The organism is Flavobacterium sp. RSP15 (assembly GCF_003968755.1).
GTDB lineage: Bacteria > Bacteroidota > Bacteroidia > Flavobacteriales > Flavobacteriaceae > Flavobacterium.
Map to the genome: position 1 here is coordinate 363,095 of NZ_RYDL01000001.1, position 17,211 is coordinate 380,305.

The following is a 17,211-nucleotide window of genomic DNA, read 5'->3' on the forward strand; positions in this document are numbered from 1 at the left end:
TGGGCAAAATCAGTATCGTAGGTAACCACCAATAAAGTTTGATTTTTCTCCTGAGTCAATTTATTGAAAACATCAAAAACCAAGTCACTGTTTTTCTTGTCTAAATTCCCTGTAGGCTCATCCCTATTATAATGAACGGATCATTCATCAAAGCACGTGCAATTGCCACGCGCTACTTCTATCCACTACTTAATTGATTAGGCATTTTCAAAGCTTGGTCTTCCATGTTCAGTGTTTTCAAATGTTCCATAGCGTAATGCTCTTATGCTGTATCTGTATCTTTGGCTAATTTCATCCCCGGAAGCATTACATTTTTCAACACATTATATTCTGCCAATAAGTAATGAAACTGAAGCATATAACCAATTTTTTCATTTCGGATTACTGCTAATTCTTTGTCGGTTTCCCCCGTACTAAGTTCGTTATGAATTATTCTGTTGTACTTCATCACCTCTTAGTTCAAATAGTGAATACCCTTTATTGATAGGTCGTCCGGCGATACTAATTACTTTTTGCAGTGTATCATTTACGGTAGCATAAACCGTGTACTATCCATCTGCTTTTATAACTCCCGATGCGTGCACAATTTCCATAACTTCTGCTACTGAGGGTTTAATTGCTGCTACTTTATTTTTAGAACAAGAAGCCAAGTGATCACTAATACATTAAATATGGATGGTAAATTCAAACCCATTTCGCTTCTTATTTAACTTTAAAGTTGTTGCAAATTAGTTCTATAAATAAACGACAATATCTATTTTGAAAGACCATTATTGCTTATCGCAAATTATCAACTAAAAAGCGTTGTTCAATAAGCAATCTGTGGTGATTAGAGCTTTTTTTCCATTCTGTAGTCTTCCATTTTATACCCGAATTCTAGTTCAATATCTTCTTCGGCAACAATTTCAAACCCTATTTTTTTATAAAAAGACAATGCGTTGTTGAATTTATTTACGTTCAAAGAGACCGCAACCGAATTATTTTCTCTAGCCAAATTTTCAATTGTATCAATCAGTAACTTCCCTGCTCCTTTTCCCTGTGCTTCAGGAAGCAAATAAATCTTGTGCAGCCGCGTTAGGTTTTGATCTAAATAATTGTGTGAATAGGAGGCAAAACCAAGGCAAAATTCATCCTGATGTACCAAAAGAAAACGATGTCCTTTTTGGATCAAATTTTCAAGTAATGTGTGCTCTGAATAAAAGAGTTCAAGCATATAGTCAATCTGCTCTTTTGACAATATGGCTCCATAGGTTTGAGGCCAAGTTTTATAGGCAATCTCCTGAATGGTTTTTAAATCTTTCGTAGTAGCTTCTGCTATTGTTACCATTCTGTTTTTTAGTAATATAATTAAATCACATCGGTTTTTGGAATAAAAATATAAAATTTAGCTCCTACATTTGGCTTTCCTTTTACTTGTATAAAACCATTGTGGTTGTCTAAAATTCTGCTGCAAATAGCCAGTCCCAGTCCGGTTCCTGAATATTTAGAATCAGTTTCCAAGCGCTTGAACAAAAGAAATATTTTTTCGGCATATTCCTGTTTGAAGCCTATTCCGTTATCAGTAACAACAATCTTATAATAATCCTCTTTATTGCTTATTTTATACTCACGGACTTCTTTATCCGTAATGTTTTTCGAGGTGACACTGATTTCAGGAGCACTATCTTCCTTACTGTATTTAAGTGAATTGGAAATCAAATTTATGAAGAGCTGTTTAATTTGAAAAGGTATTGCGGTAATGGTTGGTAATTTACCTATTTGAATTTCGGCTTTTTTCTCTTCAATGTTTGATGATAAATCCTGGAGTATTTCGCCCAAAACTACATTCAAATCCGTTGTTACAAAAACTTTATCGCCTTTTATGGTTCTGGAATAATTGACTAAATCAATTAATAACGTTTGCATTCTGTTAGCTGCCACACGTACTTTAGAAAAATATTCCTTCCCTTGTCTTGAAATCAAGTCCAATTCTTTTTCTTCCAGTCTGGAAATGAACATTTGAATCTTACGAAGCGGTTCTTGCAAATCATGACTTACAATGTTATTAAAAGCTTCCAGTTCTGTATTAATATATTTTAGTTCTTTATTATTTTCTTCTAATTCAAGTGTCTTTTTATACTGATTAGTGATGTCATAATTTACTCCAATTTTTATTAAATCTCCTTTTCCATTAGTAGTAAAACTTCCAACACCCATAATATATTTGACATCACCGCTTGGTGTTAAAAACCGGAATATCATAGAGGTCGACTGGTGGTTTATCAAAGAATCCTGGTGTACTTTAGTTACATATTCTAAATCATCGGGATGTATGTATGGAATCGAATTTTCTATATTAGGTTCGAAAGCTTTAGGCTCAACTCCCATTAAACGGAATAAATTATCTGAAAAAGTATACTTTTTTGTTTCTATATTAACCATCCAATGTCCAAAACCTGCTGTTTTTTCTGCAGCGTTGTAAGATTCGTTTAGTAAATTTAAGGCGTCATTTGCTTTTTTGAGTTCGTCAATATCAACATTCATTTTTTGAAAGGAAAGCAATAAAATCAAAAGCGAGAGGATGACTAATAGAAAAGCCGTAATTAAGGAGTCCTGCAATTCAAATTGATGGTTATCATTTTGAAATTTTGTTTTTCTACTTTCCGAAAATATAATTTCAGTCACAAAGGATTTCATTTCTTCAGTGACTTTACTACTTTCGAGTAACTTTGCATTTAAATCAATCGGGCCGGAATTTTTACTTTTAGCAATAATGTAGGTTTGTCTGAATAACTTAAAGCGGTAATCGATGATTTTTTCGAGCTGTTCAATATCTTTATTTCTCAAAGCGTTATTAGCGGTCAACTCTTTTAACTTTTTGATGCTTTCCTCTATTTTTCCTCTGCTCAAAAACCGATTTTCAATATAGCTGTCCTCTTTTGTTATGATGAAACTCCGCAAACTCGTTTCGTAAATACTGATAATAGACAAAAGTTTCTCTAATTCGATTTGGGTTTCATTTGAATTTGCAATTAATTCAACTGTTGAATCCAGTTTTTCCATTTGAGAATAAAACATCGATGCAATATAACAAACCACAACGATTGCGATGGTCAAAGCTATTTTAAATACTTGAGAATTTTTATAGATTGTTAAAATTTTCATTTATTCTTTTTTATATGCTAAAGAAAAAAGTTTCTATGTTGAGTCCTGAAGAATGAAATTGCCAATTCATGTGTACTACTTCCTTGATTACTTTTTTCAACTTTATAAAGTCATTTGGCTTTTTAATATAAATATTGGCTCCTTTAATAAAAGTATCTTCAATATCTTTCTCTGAGGAAGAAGTAGAATATATCGCAATTGAAACCTCTTTAAAGCGGCTGTTGGCTCTAATCTCATTCAAACAATCCAGTCCTGTTTTTCCGGGCATATTCAAATCCAGAAATAAAACATGGGGCAACTTACTTAATGGATTTTCTAAATAATCCATCAGGTCTTTACCATCTTTAAACAGCGTTAAATCATTATTCATTTTGAGTTCTTGCAAAGCTTCACTAAAAAAAGTGCGATCATCTTCATCATCATCAGCCAGAAGAATATGCATTGAATCTTGGTGTGCAATCATAAAATAGGGAATTATTTTTTAAATTTTATTTATTCTTTGTTTGATAATTTCCTTCTTTTACCTACAATTCTTTTAAACAAGGAAGGAGTTAATCCGGTTACTTTTTTAAATTGCGTAGACAAATAGGCTACACTGCTATAGTTTAACTCATACGAAATCTCCGTTAAAGTCAGTTTCTCTTCAATTATTAATTTTTTTGCTCTTTCAATCTTTTGAATAATAATAAAATTCTCAATAGAGGTATGGGTATATTCAGAAAAAACATTAGTGATATAACCGTATCTGAAGTTCAGTTTGTCTGCTAAATATTGAGATATCGTTACGTCCGGAAATTTATCTTTATCGTACACTATTTCTATAATAGCATCTTTAATTTTTTGAATTAATTGTGCTTTTGGATTATTGATAATTTGAATCCCATATTTTTTTAAAACATCCTGAAGTGCGTTCAAATCCTCTTCTGAAATAGCATCCACAATTTCAATTTGCCCTAAGTCTAAAAGTTGATAATTAATCTCTAATTTTTCTAATTGCTCTTGCAATATAGCCCTGCAAGCTATGTTTCCATCATAATTAAAATTGAGCTTCATAGCAATAGATAATTGTTAGAATTAAATTTAAAAACATAAATATAAATCAAAAAATATGAATTTACAGCAAAAAAAAGTAGTTTAGAATTAAAACAGCACTCTTTAAAAAGAAATAAAACACAAATTACTGATTACTAGTGTAATTACGCGAATATAAATTTATTTACAATAAAAATATAAACACAAAAATAGATTTTATCCATGGATTGTTTCACTATTTCCATAATTTGTTATAACATTTTCCTCAAATTCCAACCATTCTCTCCATCGTTTTTCAACATCGATTCCTACCCCATATTTACGTGCATAGGTTATAAAAGTGGTATAATGTCCTGCTTCACTTTCCATTAAATTCCTATAAAAAACAGCTAATTCTTCATCGTTGATATTCTCTGAAAGCACCTTGAAACGCTCACAGCTTCTGGCCTCTATCATAGCTGAAAACAATAACCGTTCCACTAAAGCAGAAATCCTGTTTCCGGTAGCGTTTTTTTTCATGTACAGATACAGTTCATTGACATAATCATCCTTACGCTCGCGTCCCAACTTTAGGCCGCGTTTGATGATAATGTTATGTACTTGCTCAAAATGATCAATTTCTTCTTTGGCCAAAGCCAATAAATCCTTCACTAGATCCTGATGCTCGGAGTTATTGGTGATTATTGTGATCGCATTTGTGGCTGCTTTCTGTTCGCACCAAGCGTGATCTGTGAGGATTTCCTCAATATTTTTTTCTACAATATTGACCCATCTGGGATCTGTTGGTAATTTTAATCGTAGTACGGACATTTTTTTAGTCTTAAAGTTAGAAAGTCTTAAAGTTAGAAAGTCATAAAGTTAGAAAGTCATAAAGCCGAAAGTCAAAAACTAAGACAGAATATTAAATTCTAATCAAGGACTTTCGACTTTCGACTTTAAAAACTTTAAGACGTATTTTTTAGTATACGAAGATAGCTCTTTCGCTCATCATTTCGTTTACTTTATTGGCTACTTCTTCGATAATGTTTTCATCCGTATGGTTCATTAATACCCGGTCTATTAATGCCACAATGGTTTCCATATCTTCCTCAACCAGACCACGAGTGGTAATAGCTGGCGTTCCTACACGAATACCTGAGGTTACAAATGGTGATTTATCATCAAAAGGTACCATGTTTTTATTCACAGTAATTTCTGCTTTTACCAATGCATTTTCAGCATCTTTTCCAGAAATATTTTTATTTCTTAAATCAATAAGCATCATGTGATTGTCTGTGCCGCCAGAAATAATTTCGTACCCTCTTTTTACAAAAGCATCAGCCATAGCATTAGCATTTTTTTGCAATTGTAACGCATAGGTAAAAAATTCATCTTTCAAAGCTTCGCCAAACGCGACTGCTTTTGCAGCAATAATATGCATTAACGGACCACCTTGATTTCCTGGGAAAACGGCCAAGTCTAATAAGGAAGACATCATTCTGATTTCTCCTTTTGGAGTGGTTAAACCAAATGGATTTTCGAAATCTTTACCCATCAAAATTAATCCTCCACGAGGGCCACGCAATGTTTTGTGAGTTGTGGTAGTTACAATATGGCAATGGGGCAATGGATCATTCATCAAGCCTTTGGCGATTAGCCCAGCAGGGTGAGAAATATCTGCCAATAAAATAGCGCCAACACTATCAGCAATTACTCTGAATCGCTCAAAATCCATATCACGAGAATAAGCCGAAGCGCCTGCAATGATTAGTTTTGGTTGCTCTTTAGTGGCTATTTCTTGAATCTTATCGTAATTTAACCGTCCCGTTTCTTTGTCAACACCATAAAAAGACGGAGTATACAAACGACCAGAGAAGTTTACAGGAGAACCATGCGTTAAGTGCCCACCATGAGACAAGTCAAAACCTAAAATTTTATCTCCTGGTTTAATACAAGCGTGGTAAACCGCTGTATTGGCTTGAGAACCAGAATGTGGCTGTACATTTGCATATGCAGCACCAAATAATTCTTTAGCTCGATCAATAGCAATTTGTTCCACAACATCAACTACTTCACAACCGCCGTAGTATCTTTTGCCGGGATACCCTTCAGCATATTTGTTAGTTAAAACAGACCCAGCTGCTTCCATTACTTCATCACTTACGAAGTTTTCCGAAGCGATAAGTTCTAATCCGTGAATTTGTCTTTCTTGTTCTTCCAGAATAAGGTCGAAAATTTGTTCGTCGCGTTGCATTTCTTTGATTTTCGTTAATTTTGATGCAAAAATACAAAAAAACGTTTGGTTAATAGTTAGATTATAATATATTTGATGAGTAATTTTTTAACAAAATAATTAACAAAATATGCCGATAACAGCTAACGATACCAATAGAAAGTCCTGGCTAGAAGTACCATTCAATAATGATTTTCCCATTCAAAATATTCCTTTTGGTGTTTTTTTAACCAAAGAAAACATCGTAACAGTTGGAACTAGAATTGGAGATTTTGCAATCGATTTGGGAGCTTTACAACAATTAAATTATTTTGAAGGGATAGAACTGACCGATGATATGTTCATGCAGGATACCTTGAATGATTTTATATCTGATGGTCAAAAAACATGGCGTTTAGTACGAAACCGAATTGCGGAGCTTTTCGATATAACCAATTCAAAATTACAAGACAATCCAAAAGACCGTGATATTGTAATTTTTAAAATGGAAGATGTCGAAATGCAGTTGCCCGTTTTAATTGGTGATTACACGGACTTTTACTCCAGTAAAGAACATGCCACAAATGTCGGGAAGATGTTTCGCGACCCTGAAAATGCATTACTTCCCAATTGGCTTCATATTCCTGTTGGATATCACGGCAGAAGTTCTACGATCGTTCCTTCTGGAATACCTGTGCACAGGCCTATGGGACAAACTTTACCTACTGGGGAAACCACACCAGTTTTTGGTTCTTCCCGGTCTGTTGATTTTGAACTCGAAACCGCTTTTATAACAACAGATGTTAATATTATGGGAGAGAATATTTCTGTAAGCGAAGCAGAAGATTATATTTTCGGAATGGTTTTATTGAATGATTGGAGTGCTCGTGATATTCAAAAATGGGAATACGTGCCGCTAGGCCCCTTTTTAGCAAAAAACTTTGCCACTTCTATTTCACCCTGGATTGTTACCATGGATGCTTTGGAACCCTTTAGAACAAGGGGACCCAAACAAGAACCAACGCCACTTCCCTATCTGCAACAAAAAGGAAAACATTCTTTTGACATTAATTTAGAAGTAGCCATTCAACCTGAAAAATCAGAAGCAACTGTGATTTCACGTTCGAATTTCAAATATATGTATTGGACCATGAGCCAGCAATTAGCACACCATACCTCTAATGGTTGCCGAGTAAATTCTGGCGACATGATGGGTTCAGGCACCATTTCGGGCCCTACACCAGACAGTTACGGTTCCATGTTAGAACTATCATGGGGCGGAAAAAATCCCATCAAGTTAAAGGATGGAACTGAACGTAAATTCATTAATGATAATGATACTGTTATTATGAAAGGATATTGTCTAAACGGACGAGTACGTATTGGCTTTGGTGAAGTTTCCAGCAAACTGCTCCCTCCTTTTGTTCGCAAATAAAAAATAAAATACTCTATCAAAAACCTAACAATTGTACGCTTTTTGTTGGGTTTTTTATAGCTTTTTTTTAAGCTTTAAACTAAAAACCAAAAAAACCGCTTAAAATAAACTGCCGGAACAACACCATTATTTAATACTAAACCACAGGAAAAAAATCATCTTTTTATTCTCTTTTTTTGTACTACTCTCTTCACGTATCGTAAAGCAAACCCAAAACTTGTTAAGCTCCGGAAATTACGATCAGGCAATTGATAATGCGATTTCGAATTTGAATACCAATAAAGGCAAAAAAAGCAAGCAGGAATATGTTTACCTGCTAGATGATGCTAAATTTTAAAGGTTTTGATTATGTTTCGGTTTACACTAAAAACGAAACAAATATGATTATTCCGGTTCGTCTTCAAAATGATTTGTTGGACTTCAGCACATTGGAATTAAACACTAAATGGACTGATTACCTCAGCAACAAACAAAAAGGAATTGGGTATGATTATGGAATGGCAATCCATTTTAGATAAATTTATATTTCGTCAGCACAAATTAAAGAAAGAGAAATTGTAAAATAACGCATCATCAAAGACGGTGTCAAGAAACTGATTGATACTACTGGGAAAGAAGTTTTAGACTAAAAAGGAAAAGTGGTTACGGTGGATAACCTCAAAACTATAAATGCCTCTTACAAAGGAGACCGACTCGCCACTGATGATAATTATTCTTATTTTGACAGAAGTCCAATTCCTTTTCCTAGTAGCGAACAAATGGTTTATGATACCGGAAAAGATTTAAAACCTAAAATTAGAGAAATCATCAACCAAAACGAGTTTAGAAACTGATGTTCTCAGGACTTTACGATTCGATAAACGCCTTGACACTTATACCTGTAAATGCGTTTTTCTTGGATTAAAAAAAAACAACAATCCATTAAAATTTTGTTACAAAAGACAAAATTAGCGCTGTGTTATCAAAATATGTGTACTTTTGTACTAATGAATAAATTAAGTTTACATATCATTTCTTTGTTACGGACAAACAGTCGTTCTACTTCTCCCGAAGTACGGATACTATCAATATAGTACCCAAAAGCTGTTTCGTATCTTTATTCATTTTATTTTTTTGTTTTGAAATCATCGCCATTTTCCACTGGATCAATCTATCCACAAATTAAAACTAAGGCATCATTAGTGTACTTTAATCCATTTTATCGTACTGCCCTGAACCGTTTTGATAAAATAATAGATTTTAGAAAAAATGCATTTCAAAAAAGACCCCTAAATCATTTTATAACTCAAAATCCAGCTTTTGAAATGAACATTTCTATCATAACAACTCAGGAAGAACATTATAAGTATTCGCAGGAAATATGCGAAACCATAGAATTATCCGCACTATTGAGAGGCACAGGAATTGCTAAAAGAACTCCTGAATACATCCAAAAAAAAATGGAAAACAAAGATGCTGTTATCGCATTAATCGATGGAAAATTTGCTGGTTTTTGTTATATCGAAAGTTGGGAACACGGTAAATATGTGGCCCATTCGGGATTAATTGTTCATCCTGAATATAGAAATTTAGGTTTGGCAAAAAAAATAAAATCATTTGTTTTTGACTATTCTTTAGAGAAATATCCGAATGCCAAAATATTCGGAATTACAACTGGACTAGCCGTTATGAAAATCAATTCTGATTTAGGTTACAAACCAGTTCCCTTTTCGGAATTGACGACTGACCCTACCTTTTGGGCCGGTTGTAAAACCTGTACCAATTATGAAATTCTAAAAAGTAAAGACAACAAAATGTGTTTATGCACCGGAATGTTGTTTGATCCAAAAGAAAAGCTAAAACATCCGCCAAAACATCCATTTAACATAAGAGTTCTCAATAGATTAAAATCAATTAAACAAGCGCTTTTCTTAAAAAAATAATCCCCTCCCCAGCCCTCCCCGAAGGGGAAGGAGCCGAAGAGAAAAATAAAATAATCATAACAAAAAATTCCCCTTTGCCAGTTTCGGCTTCCCCGCCTTCGGAGGGGCTGGGGGGAAGAAAAAACAATAATTATGAAAAAAGTTGTATTAGCTTTTAGCGGAGGATTAGATACCTCATATTGCCTAAAATATTTAAAAAACGAAAAAGGATATGAAGTTCATACCGTTCTTATAAATACAGGCGGATTTGATGATGCCGAACTAGCTGCTATTGAAGAAAGAGCCTACGAATTAGGAAGTGCGCAACATGCAAATCTTACCATCGTTGATAAATATTATGACAAAGCCATTAAATATTTGATTTATGGAAATGTATTAAAAAACAATACCTATCCATTATCAGTGAGTGCCGAACGTGTTTTTCAAGCAATTGAAGCGATTAAATATGCAAAATCTGTGGGTGCCGAAGCGATTGCCCACGGAAGTACTGGTGCAGGAAATGATCAAATCCGTTTTGATTTAATTTTCCAAACCATTGCTCCCGAAATTGAAATCATAACTCCTATTAGAGATTTAAAATTATCAAGACAAGAAGAAGTTGATTACTTGGCTAAAAATGGAGTTCATTATTCTTGGGAAAAAGCACAATATTCCATTAATAAAGGATTATGGGGAACCAGCGTAGGTGGTAAAGAAACATTGACCTCAAATCAAACTTTGCCAAGTGAAGCGTACCCTTCTCAACTGCAAAAAACTGGAGAAGAAAAAGTGACTCTACAATTTGAAAAAGGACAATTAGTAGGCATCAACGGGACATTGGATACCCCAACAAAAAACATCGTTGCCTTAGAAAAACTGGCAAATGCATATGCTATAGGTAGAGACACGCACGTGGGCGACACCATTATCGGAATTAAAGGAAGAGTTGGTTTTGAAGCCGCTGCACCTTTAATCATCATCAAAGCACACCATTTGTTAGAGAAACATACGCTAGGTAAATGGCAACAATACTGGAAAGAACAACTGGGAAACTGGTACGGAATGTTGTTTCATGAAGGACAATTTCTAGATCCTGTGATGAGAAACATCGAGGCATTTCTGGAAGATACCCAAACCACAGTTAACGGAACTGTTATCGTTTCTCTAAAACCATATCACTTTACATTGGACGGTATTGAATCTGAAAATGATTTAATGAATACCACGTTTGGTCAATACGGAGAAATGAACAACGCATGGACCTCAGACGATGCCAAAGGATTTATAAAAATTCTGGGAAATGCCCAAAACATATTTTCATCAGTAAACAAACTAACCCATGATTAATATTGGAATAATTGGCGGTTCAGGTTACACTGCGGGAGAACTCATCAGAATATTGATGTTTCATCCCAATGCTACACTTGATTTTGTTTACAGCACGACAAACGCCGGAAAACCACTTCATGTCGCGCATCACGATTTAATGGGTGATATCGAAATGAATTTTACCGATACTGTAAATCCAAATGTGAATGTAGTTTTCTTATGTTTAGGACACGGTAAATCAAAATCGTTTTTAGAGAACAATCAATTTGCGAGTCATACCAAAATTATCGATTTAGGAAATGATTTCAGATTAACAAAAGATGCAGCTTTTGATAGTAAAACTTTTGTTTACGGTTTGCCTGAATTGAATAAAGCGGTTATCAAAAACGCTCAATTTATCGCTAATCCAGGTTGTTTTGCGACAGCAATTCAACTAGCATTATTGCCATTGACCAAAAATGAAATGCTTACGACTGATGTTCATATCAATGCCACAACCGGAAGCACGGGAGCTGGAGTCTCGCCTTCGGCAACAACACATTTTAGTTGGAGATCTAACAATATGTCACATTATAAAGCTTTTGAACACCAACATTTAGGCGAAATAAACCAAAGTGTCAACCAATTGCAGGCGGATTATACCAGTGAATTGATTTTTGTTCCCAACAGAGGGGATTTTGCCAGAGGGATTTTCGCAACATTATACACTACAATCGAAGAAAGTCTAGAAGATATAGTTTCAAAATATGAAGCTTTTTACAAAGACCACCCTTTTGTAACAGTTACAACCACTGAAATTAACATGAAACAAGTAGTTCAAACAAACAAATGTATTATTAGTTTAATGAAAAAAGGAAACCGGTTATTGATTACTTCAGTAATTGATAATTTGACAAAAGGAGCCTCAGGTCAAGCCGTACAAAACATGAATCTACTATTTGGACTGGATGAAACCACAGGTTTACATTTGAAACCAAGCGGTTTCTAGAGGTTTATTTGGTTAATCGTTAATTCGGTTAATCGATTAAACAAATAACCAATTAACCGATTAAACTTAAAAAAAATGAACTTATTTGACGTTTACCCATTATACAACATCACACCTGTAAAAGCACTAGATTGCACTATTACAGATAAAAAAGGAGTAGAATATTTAGATTTATATGGCGGTCATGGGGTAATTTCCATTGGACACACCCAACCGGAATATGTTGCCAAATTAAAAAATCAATTGGATAATATTGGTTTTTATTCGAATGCGATTCAGAATCCATTGCAAGTAGAATTAGCAGAGAAATTAGGAAAACTCTCCGGATTAGAAGACTACGATTTATTCTTGTGCAGTTCTGGAGCTGAAGCCAATGAAAACGCTTTGAAATTAGCCTCTTTTCACAACAATAAAACAAGAGTAATCGCTTTTGATAACTCTTTTCACGGAAGAACTTCGGCAGCAGTTGCGGTAACAGATAACAAAAAAATTATTGCTCCAATCAATGCACAACAAATCGTTACTTTTTTGCCATTGAATAGCATCGAGTTGGTAGAAAACGAACTAAAAAAAGGAGATGTTTCTTCTGTTATAATTGAAGGAATTCAAGGAGTTGGAGGTTTAGACCAAGGTACAACTGAATTTTTCCAGGCTTTAGAAAAAATATGTGCAGCATACGATGCCGTTTTAATTTTGGATGAAGTGCAATCAGGATACGGAAGAAGCGGAAAGTTTTTTGCACACCTACATCATGATATCAAAGCAGATATTATTTGTCTGGCCAAAGGAATGGGTAACGGATTTCCTATTGGCGGAATCTTGATTTCTCCAAAATTCACAGCGAGTTATGGATTATTGGGAACTACTTTCGGTGGAAACCATTTGGCTTGCGCCGCTGGAATTGCTGTTTTGGATGTGATTGAAAGCCAAAAATTAATGGATAATGTAAATGACGTTTACGCCTATTTTTTAGAAGCAATTAAACAAGTTCCTGAAGTTATCCAAGTAAAAGGAAGGGGATTAATGCTAGGAGTAGAATTTGATTTTGACGTAAGTGCACTTCGTAAAAAAATGATTATAGACAAGCATATTTTTACCGGAAATGCGAACAATAAAAACTTATTAAGAATCCTTCCTCCATTGACAATCAAGAAAGAAGCAATTGATACTTTTATTGTAGCTTTACAAGAAACATTGGCAGAATTGAAATGATTTTTTAAACATATAAGTCATCTAACCTCTTAAACTTTGGTGCCTTATATGTTTATATTTTTTTAAAATAGTAAACCAAAAACTAATGAACCACGTATTAGCAATAGAAAAACGAAATGCCGTTTTAAGCCATATGGCTAAACTTCTTGAACTAGAAAGAGCCAACCTTAAAACGGTGAATCAACAGGATATCAATAATTATTCTGGGGATGATTTGGCTATGGAAAAACGTTTACTCGTTGATGACGCCAAAATTGACGGTATGATTTTGTCCCTGCAACAATTAACCAGTCAGGAAGATCCTATTGGCGTAGAACGTTTTAATTTCGACCATGAAAACGGAATGAAAATCATCAATAAAACAGCGGCTTTTGGAACCATAATGATTATTTATGAATCCAGACCCGATGTTACTGTTGAAGCTGGCGGAATCGCTTTTAAATCCGGAAATAAAATTCTATTGAAAGGCGGAAAAGAATCTTTGCAATCCAACTTGAAAATTGTGGAATTGTGGCATCAGGCTTTAATAACAAACAATGTATCAAAGGAATGGGTGGAATATTTGAATTACAATCGGGAAGAAACACAAACGTTTTTAGAAAAACCAACGCAAAAAGTGGACTTAATCGTTCCTCGTGGTGGCGAGAACTTAATCGCTTTTGTAAAAAAACACGCTACTTGTCCCGTAATAATTAGTGGTCGAGGTAATAATTTTGTGTATGTAAATGCTGATGCAGATTTAGAACAAGCACTTGCTATTATAATTAACGGAAAAACCTCAAATATTTCGGTTTGCAATGCTTTGGATAAAGTTTTAATTGATACAAATCTTGAAAACTGGGAAGCTTTTGCAAAAAAAATAACTACCGAATTACAACAAAGAAACGTTACGATTTTGGGAGATGAAAGCATTTCCAGAGCAACAGCTGTTCCTCAGATTGAATCGGATTTAATTTGGTATGAAGAGTTTTTAGATTATAAAATTGTTATTGGAACAACGAATTCGGATCAAGAAGCGATTGACAAAATAAATAAATATTGTGGTGGACATTCCGCTTCGATAATCACAAAAAATGATGCAATTGCCCAGGAATTCATGGAAAATATAGATACGGCGGCCGTATATCAAAACGCCTCTACCCGATTCACGGATGGAGGACAGTTTGGTTTAGGTGGCGAATTGGCGATAAGCACGGACAAATTACACCAACGTGGGCCAATGGGCTTGCAACATCTAGTTACTAATAAGTGGTATATTTACGGAAATGGACAAATCAGGTAAAAATTAGTAGAGACAAGTTGCGACTTGTCTAAACAAAAAATAAAAATGGCCAAAAAAAGAATTTTATTAAAGTTAGGAAGCAATACATTAACCAAAGAAACCAATCACATTTCGAGAGGAAAGATTGAAGATATTGGAATGCAAATAGCAGTTTTACAAGACGAGTACGAGTTTATCATTGTGAGTTCGGGCGCGATTGCTGCGGCCAAACAATTTGTAAAACTGGACAACCACGACAAAGATGTTTTTGTAAAACAAGCACTAGCTTCGATTGGTCAGCCACATTTAATGCGGATTTATCATGAAAATTTCCGCGATTTAGGATTGCTGATTTCGCAATGTTTACTTTCTTATTCTGATTTTGAAAAAGAACAATCTAAAGTAAATATCGTAAACACCATCAATGTGTTAGTCAAAAATAATTACATCCCAATTATCAATGAAAATGATACCGTGGCAACGGATGAGATTCGGTTTGGTGATAATGATAAATTAGCTGCTCTAACAGCCGTTTTATTAAATGTTGACCTTCTGATTATCGCCACCAATACGAATGGGATTTATACCAAAGCATCCATCCATGATGCCGTTCCTGAAACCATTTCTTTGGTAACTGATTTAAAAGTATTGGAAAAAGAAATCGGCGATTCAAAATCCTCACACGGAACTGGCGGAATGCAGTCTAAAATTGAAGCATCGGCAATCGCCAAAGCCGCTACTATCGAAACCTGGATTGTAAATGGCTTGGAAGACAATTTTATTTTGAAAGCTTTAAAAAACGAAATACCATTTACTAAAATTGTATAAATGTTGATGCGGTTAATCGTTAATTCGGTTAATTTATTAAACACACGAGCAAAGCGAACTGACGAAGTAAATAACCGATTAAACAAATTAAGATAATGAACTACATATCCATACAAAACATAGATTCGCTCGACGAATGGGTGAAACAAGCCTTAAAAATCAAAAAAAAACCACTTAAAAATAAAAAACTGGGTAAGAACAAAACCTTAGGAATGTTGTTTTTTAATTCCAGTTTAAGAACACGTTTGAGTACACAAAAAGCAGCTTTAAATTTGGGAATGAACGTCATGGTAATGAATTTCACCAGCGAAGGTTGGACATTAGAATTTGAAGATGGAGCCATCATGAACTCCGGTGCTTCGGAACATATTAAAGAAGCGGCTGCAGTAGTTTCTCAATATTGCGATATAATTGCCATCAGGGCTTTTGCCGGATTGGTAGACAAAGAAAAAGACAATGCCGAAACCGTTCTTATGGGTTTCTTAAAATACGCCACGGTACCGGTTGTCAATATGGAAAGTGCTACAGGACATCCATTACAATCACTAGCCGATGCAATTACAATGGCTGAACACAAAACGGAACACCGTCCAAAAGTAGTTTTGACTTGGGCACCACATCCTAAAGCTTTACCTCAAGCGGTACCCAATTCCTTTGTGGAAATGATGCAATTACAAGAGGCTGATTTTGTAATTACGCATCCTGAAGGCTACGAATTGAATCCTGAAATCACGAAAGACTCCAAGATTGAATACGACCAAGACAAAGCTTTCGAAAACGCCGATTTTATCTATGCCAAAAACTGGAGCAATTATAACGAGTATGGTCAGATTACAAATTCCGACCCAAATTGGACCGTAACGACCGACAAAATGAAACTGACCAACAACGCTAAATTTATGCACTGTTTGCCAGTAAGACGTAACGTAATTGTAACGGATGAAGTGATTGACAGCGAAAATTCAATTGTTATCGAACAAGCCAATAATAGAACCTATGCCGCGCAATTAGTGTTGCAGAAGATTTTAGAAAGTGGAAAATAGAGAAAAGATTTTTAAAATATTAAAAATGAGTCCAAAACCCAAAACCCATAACCTAAAATCCCTTTCAATCATAAAAATTGGTGGAAATATTATTGACAACCCAACGGAATTAGCACAATTTTTATCCGATTTTTCTAAGATTGAAGGCTATAAAGTACTCGTTCATGGTGGTGGAAAATCAGCTACCAAAATGGCTGAAAGTATTGGTTTAATTCCTCAAATGATTGATGGAAGACGCATCACCGATGCCGCTATGCTTGATGTAGTTGTGATGATTTATGCAGGTCAGATCAACAAAAATATTGTTGCCCAATTACAATCAAAATTAACCAATGCGATGGGGTTCTCTGGTGCTGATGGAAATTTAATTCAATCGGATAAAAGAAACCATCCTACAATCAATTATGGTTTTGTGGGCGATGTAAAAAAAGTGAATACGGAATTGTTGGAAACATTGCTTTCAACTGGAATAGTTCCTGTATTTTGCGCGATAACACACGATGGAAAAGGACAATTATTAAACACGAATGCCGATACCATTGCCAGTGAATTGGCGATTGCTTTATCGGAAGTTTTTGATGTCACTTTGAATTATTGCTTCGAAAAACCCGGCGTTTTATATGATGCCGAAGATGATTCTTCCGTAATCGAGAACATAAATCAAGAGTTGTATTCTAAATTAAAAGTCGAAGGCGCCATACATTCTGGCATGATCCCGAAATTAGACAACTGTTTCAACAGTTTATCCAAGGGAGTTCAAAAAATAAAAATTGGTCATCACCGAATGTTGAAAGATTCAAAGGCAATTTGCACACGCATCAAATTATAAAAAAAGTTGAACACAAAT

18 protein-coding genes are annotated in these 17,211 nt (G+C 34.7%); 11 read left to right on the forward strand and 7 right to left on the reverse strand.

Annotated elements, in window-relative coordinates; genetic code table 11:
* Positions 1-262: 262 nt before the first annotated feature.
* The 7 genes from EKM00_RS01595 to glyA all read right to left on the reverse strand — a co-directional run bounded on the left by EKM00_RS01595 (position 263) and on the right by glyA (position 6,409).
* A complete protein-coding gene (locus EKM00_RS01595) occupies positions 263-448 on the reverse strand; it encodes a hypothetical protein (protein WP_126515007.1) in 186 nt (61 codons plus the stop codon).
* A 381-nt stretch (positions 449-829) separates the two neighbouring features.
* Complete coding sequence (locus tag EKM00_RS01600) at positions 830-1,327, reverse strand: GNAT family N-acetyltransferase (RefSeq protein ID WP_126515008.1); 498 nt, start codon at positions 1,325-1,327, stop codon at positions 830-832.
* A gap of 20 nt (positions 1,328-1,347) precedes the next feature.
* A complete protein-coding gene (locus EKM00_RS01605) occupies positions 1,348-3,144 on the reverse strand; it encodes an ATP-binding protein (RefSeq protein WP_126515009.1) in 1,797 nt (598 codons plus the stop codon).
* A 10-nt stretch (positions 3,145-3,154) separates the two neighbouring features.
* On the reverse strand, positions 3,155-3,607 hold the full coding sequence (locus EKM00_RS01610; protein WP_233592225.1) for a response regulator: 453 nt from the start codon (positions 3,605-3,607) through the stop codon (positions 3,155-3,157).
* 29 nt (positions 3,608-3,636) lie between these two features.
* A complete protein-coding gene (locus EKM00_RS01615) occupies positions 3,637-4,197 on the reverse strand; it encodes a helix-turn-helix domain-containing protein (protein WP_126452350.1) in 561 nt (186 codons plus the stop codon).
* Between the two features lie 195 nt (positions 4,198-4,392).
* Positions 4,393-4,986: a tRNA-(ms[2]io[6]A)-hydroxylase gene (locus tag EKM00_RS01620; RefSeq protein WP_126452352.1), complete on the reverse strand. Its 594-nt coding sequence runs from the start codon at positions 4,984-4,986 to the stop codon at positions 4,393-4,395.
* A 148-nt stretch (positions 4,987-5,134) separates the two neighbouring features.
* Positions 5,135-6,409: a serine hydroxymethyltransferase gene (glyA, locus tag EKM00_RS01625; RefSeq protein WP_126515010.1), complete on the reverse strand. Its 1,275-nt coding sequence runs from the start codon at positions 6,407-6,409 to the stop codon at positions 5,135-5,137.
* A gap of 109 nt (positions 6,410-6,518) precedes the next feature.
* On the opposite strand from glyA, the gene fahA reads away from it, so the two are divergent.
* The 11 genes from fahA (at position 6,519) to argB (ending at position 17,193) form a co-directional block, all read left to right on the forward strand.
* On the forward strand, positions 6,519-7,802 hold the full coding sequence (gene fahA / locus EKM00_RS01630; RefSeq protein ID WP_126452356.1) for a fumarylacetoacetase: 1,284 nt from the start codon (positions 6,519-6,521) through the stop codon (positions 7,800-7,802).
* Positions 7,803-8,122: 320 nt separating this feature from the next.
* Positions 8,123-8,320, forward strand: a complete 198-nt coding sequence (locus EKM00_RS15120; protein WP_370453914.1) for a hypothetical protein — start codon at positions 8,123-8,125, stop codon at positions 8,318-8,320.
* Positions 8,321-8,449: 129 nt separating this feature from the next.
* A complete protein-coding gene (locus tag EKM00_RS15125) occupies positions 8,450-8,635 on the forward strand; it encodes a hypothetical protein (RefSeq protein ID WP_370453915.1) in 186 nt (61 codons plus the stop codon).
* Positions 8,636-9,106: 471 nt separating this feature from the next.
* Positions 9,107-9,724, forward strand: coding sequence for a GNAT family N-acetyltransferase (locus EKM00_RS01640; RefSeq protein ID WP_126515104.1), 618 nt, complete (start codon positions 9,107-9,109; stop codon positions 9,722-9,724).
* Positions 9,725-9,856: 132 nt separating this feature from the next.
* Complete coding sequence (locus tag EKM00_RS01645) at positions 9,857-11,050, forward strand: argininosuccinate synthase (protein ID WP_126515011.1); 1,194 nt, start codon at positions 9,857-9,859, stop codon at positions 11,048-11,050.
* Positions 11,043-12,020, forward strand: coding sequence for an N-acetyl-gamma-glutamyl-phosphate reductase (gene argC, locus EKM00_RS01650; RefSeq protein ID WP_126515012.1), 978 nt, complete (start codon positions 11,043-11,045; stop codon positions 12,018-12,020). Before EKM00_RS01645 ends, argC begins: the two co-directional genes overlap by 8 nt.
* A 75-nt stretch (positions 12,021-12,095) precedes the next feature.
* Positions 12,096-13,232 (forward strand): aspartate aminotransferase family protein, encoded by a 1,137-nt coding sequence (locus tag EKM00_RS01655; RefSeq protein ID WP_126515013.1) that lies wholly within the window; start codon positions 12,096-12,098, stop codon positions 13,230-13,232.
* A gap of 85 nt (positions 13,233-13,317) precedes the next feature.
* The gene (locus tag EKM00_RS01660) at positions 13,318-14,514 is read left to right on the forward strand and encodes a glutamate-5-semialdehyde dehydrogenase (RefSeq protein ID WP_126515014.1); all 1,197 of its coding nucleotides are present in this window, start codon (positions 13,318-13,320) and stop codon (positions 14,512-14,514) included.
* A gap of 45 nt (positions 14,515-14,559) precedes the next feature.
* On the forward strand, positions 14,560-15,321 hold the full coding sequence (gene proB / locus EKM00_RS01665) for a glutamate 5-kinase (RefSeq protein WP_126452366.1): 762 nt from the start codon (positions 14,560-14,562) through the stop codon (positions 15,319-15,321).
* A gap of 95 nt (positions 15,322-15,416) precedes the next feature.
* Positions 15,417-16,364, forward strand: a complete 948-nt coding sequence (locus EKM00_RS01670) for an N-acetylornithine carbamoyltransferase (RefSeq protein ID WP_126452368.1) — start codon at positions 15,417-15,419, stop codon at positions 16,362-16,364.
* Positions 16,365-16,389: 25 nt separating this feature from the next.
* A complete protein-coding gene (gene argB / locus EKM00_RS01675) occupies positions 16,390-17,193 on the forward strand; it encodes an acetylglutamate kinase (protein ID WP_126515015.1) in 804 nt (267 codons plus the stop codon).
* Positions 17,194-17,211 lie beyond the last annotated feature (18 nt).

What these genes read in the sequence shown, in the direction of transcription:
- EKM00_RS01595 (WP_126515007.1), bottom strand. Translation starts at nt 448, where the DNA reads ATGAAGTACAACAGAATAATTCATAACGAACTTAGTACGGGGGAAACC.
- EKM00_RS01600 (WP_126515008.1), bottom strand. Translation starts at nt 1,327, where the DNA reads ATGGTAACAATAGCAGAAGCTACTACGAAAGATTTAAAAACCATTCAG.
- EKM00_RS01605 (WP_126515009.1), bottom strand. Translation starts at nt 3,144, where the DNA reads ATGAAAATTTTAACAATCTATAAAAATTCTCAAGTATTTAAAATAGCT.
- EKM00_RS01610 (WP_233592225.1), bottom strand. Translation starts at nt 3,607, where the DNA reads ATGATTGCACACCAAGATTCAATGCATATTCTTCTGGCTGATGATGAT.
- EKM00_RS01615 (WP_126452350.1), bottom strand. Translation starts at nt 4,197, where the DNA reads ATGAAGCTCAATTTTAATTATGATGGAAACATAGCTTGCAGGGCTATA.
- EKM00_RS01620 (WP_126452352.1), bottom strand. Translation starts at nt 4,986, where the DNA reads ATGTCCGTACTACGATTAAAATTACCAACAGATCCCAGATGGGTCAAT.
- glyA (WP_126515010.1), bottom strand. Translation starts at nt 6,409, where the DNA reads ATGCAACGCGACGAACAAATTTTCGACCTTATTCTGGAAGAACAAGAA.
- fahA (WP_126452356.1), top strand. Translation starts at nt 6,519, where the DNA reads ATGCCGATAACAGCTAACGATACCAATAGAAAGTCCTGGCTAGAAGTA.
- EKM00_RS15120 (WP_370453914.1), top strand. Translation starts at nt 8,123, where the DNA reads ATGATGCTAAATTTTAAAGGTTTTGATTATGTTTCGGTTTACACTAAA.
- EKM00_RS01640 (WP_126515104.1), top strand. Translation starts at nt 9,107, where the DNA reads ATGAACATTTCTATCATAACAACTCAGGAAGAACATTATAAGTATTCG.
- EKM00_RS01645 (WP_126515011.1), top strand. Translation starts at nt 9,857, where the DNA reads ATGAAAAAAGTTGTATTAGCTTTTAGCGGAGGATTAGATACCTCATAT.
- argC (WP_126515012.1), top strand. Translation starts at nt 11,043, where the DNA reads ATGATTAATATTGGAATAATTGGCGGTTCAGGTTACACTGCGGGAGAA.
- EKM00_RS01655 (WP_126515013.1), top strand. Translation starts at nt 12,096, where the DNA reads ATGAACTTATTTGACGTTTACCCATTATACAACATCACACCTGTAAAA.
- EKM00_RS01660 (WP_126515014.1), top strand. Translation starts at nt 13,318, where the DNA reads ATGAACCACGTATTAGCAATAGAAAAACGAAATGCCGTTTTAAGCCAT.
- proB (WP_126452366.1), top strand. Translation starts at nt 14,560, where the DNA reads ATGGCCAAAAAAAGAATTTTATTAAAGTTAGGAAGCAATACATTAACC.
- EKM00_RS01670 (WP_126452368.1), top strand. Translation starts at nt 15,417, where the DNA reads ATGAACTACATATCCATACAAAACATAGATTCGCTCGACGAATGGGTG.
- argB (WP_126515015.1), top strand. Translation starts at nt 16,390, where the DNA reads ATGAGTCCAAAACCCAAAACCCATAACCTAAAATCCCTTTCAATCATA.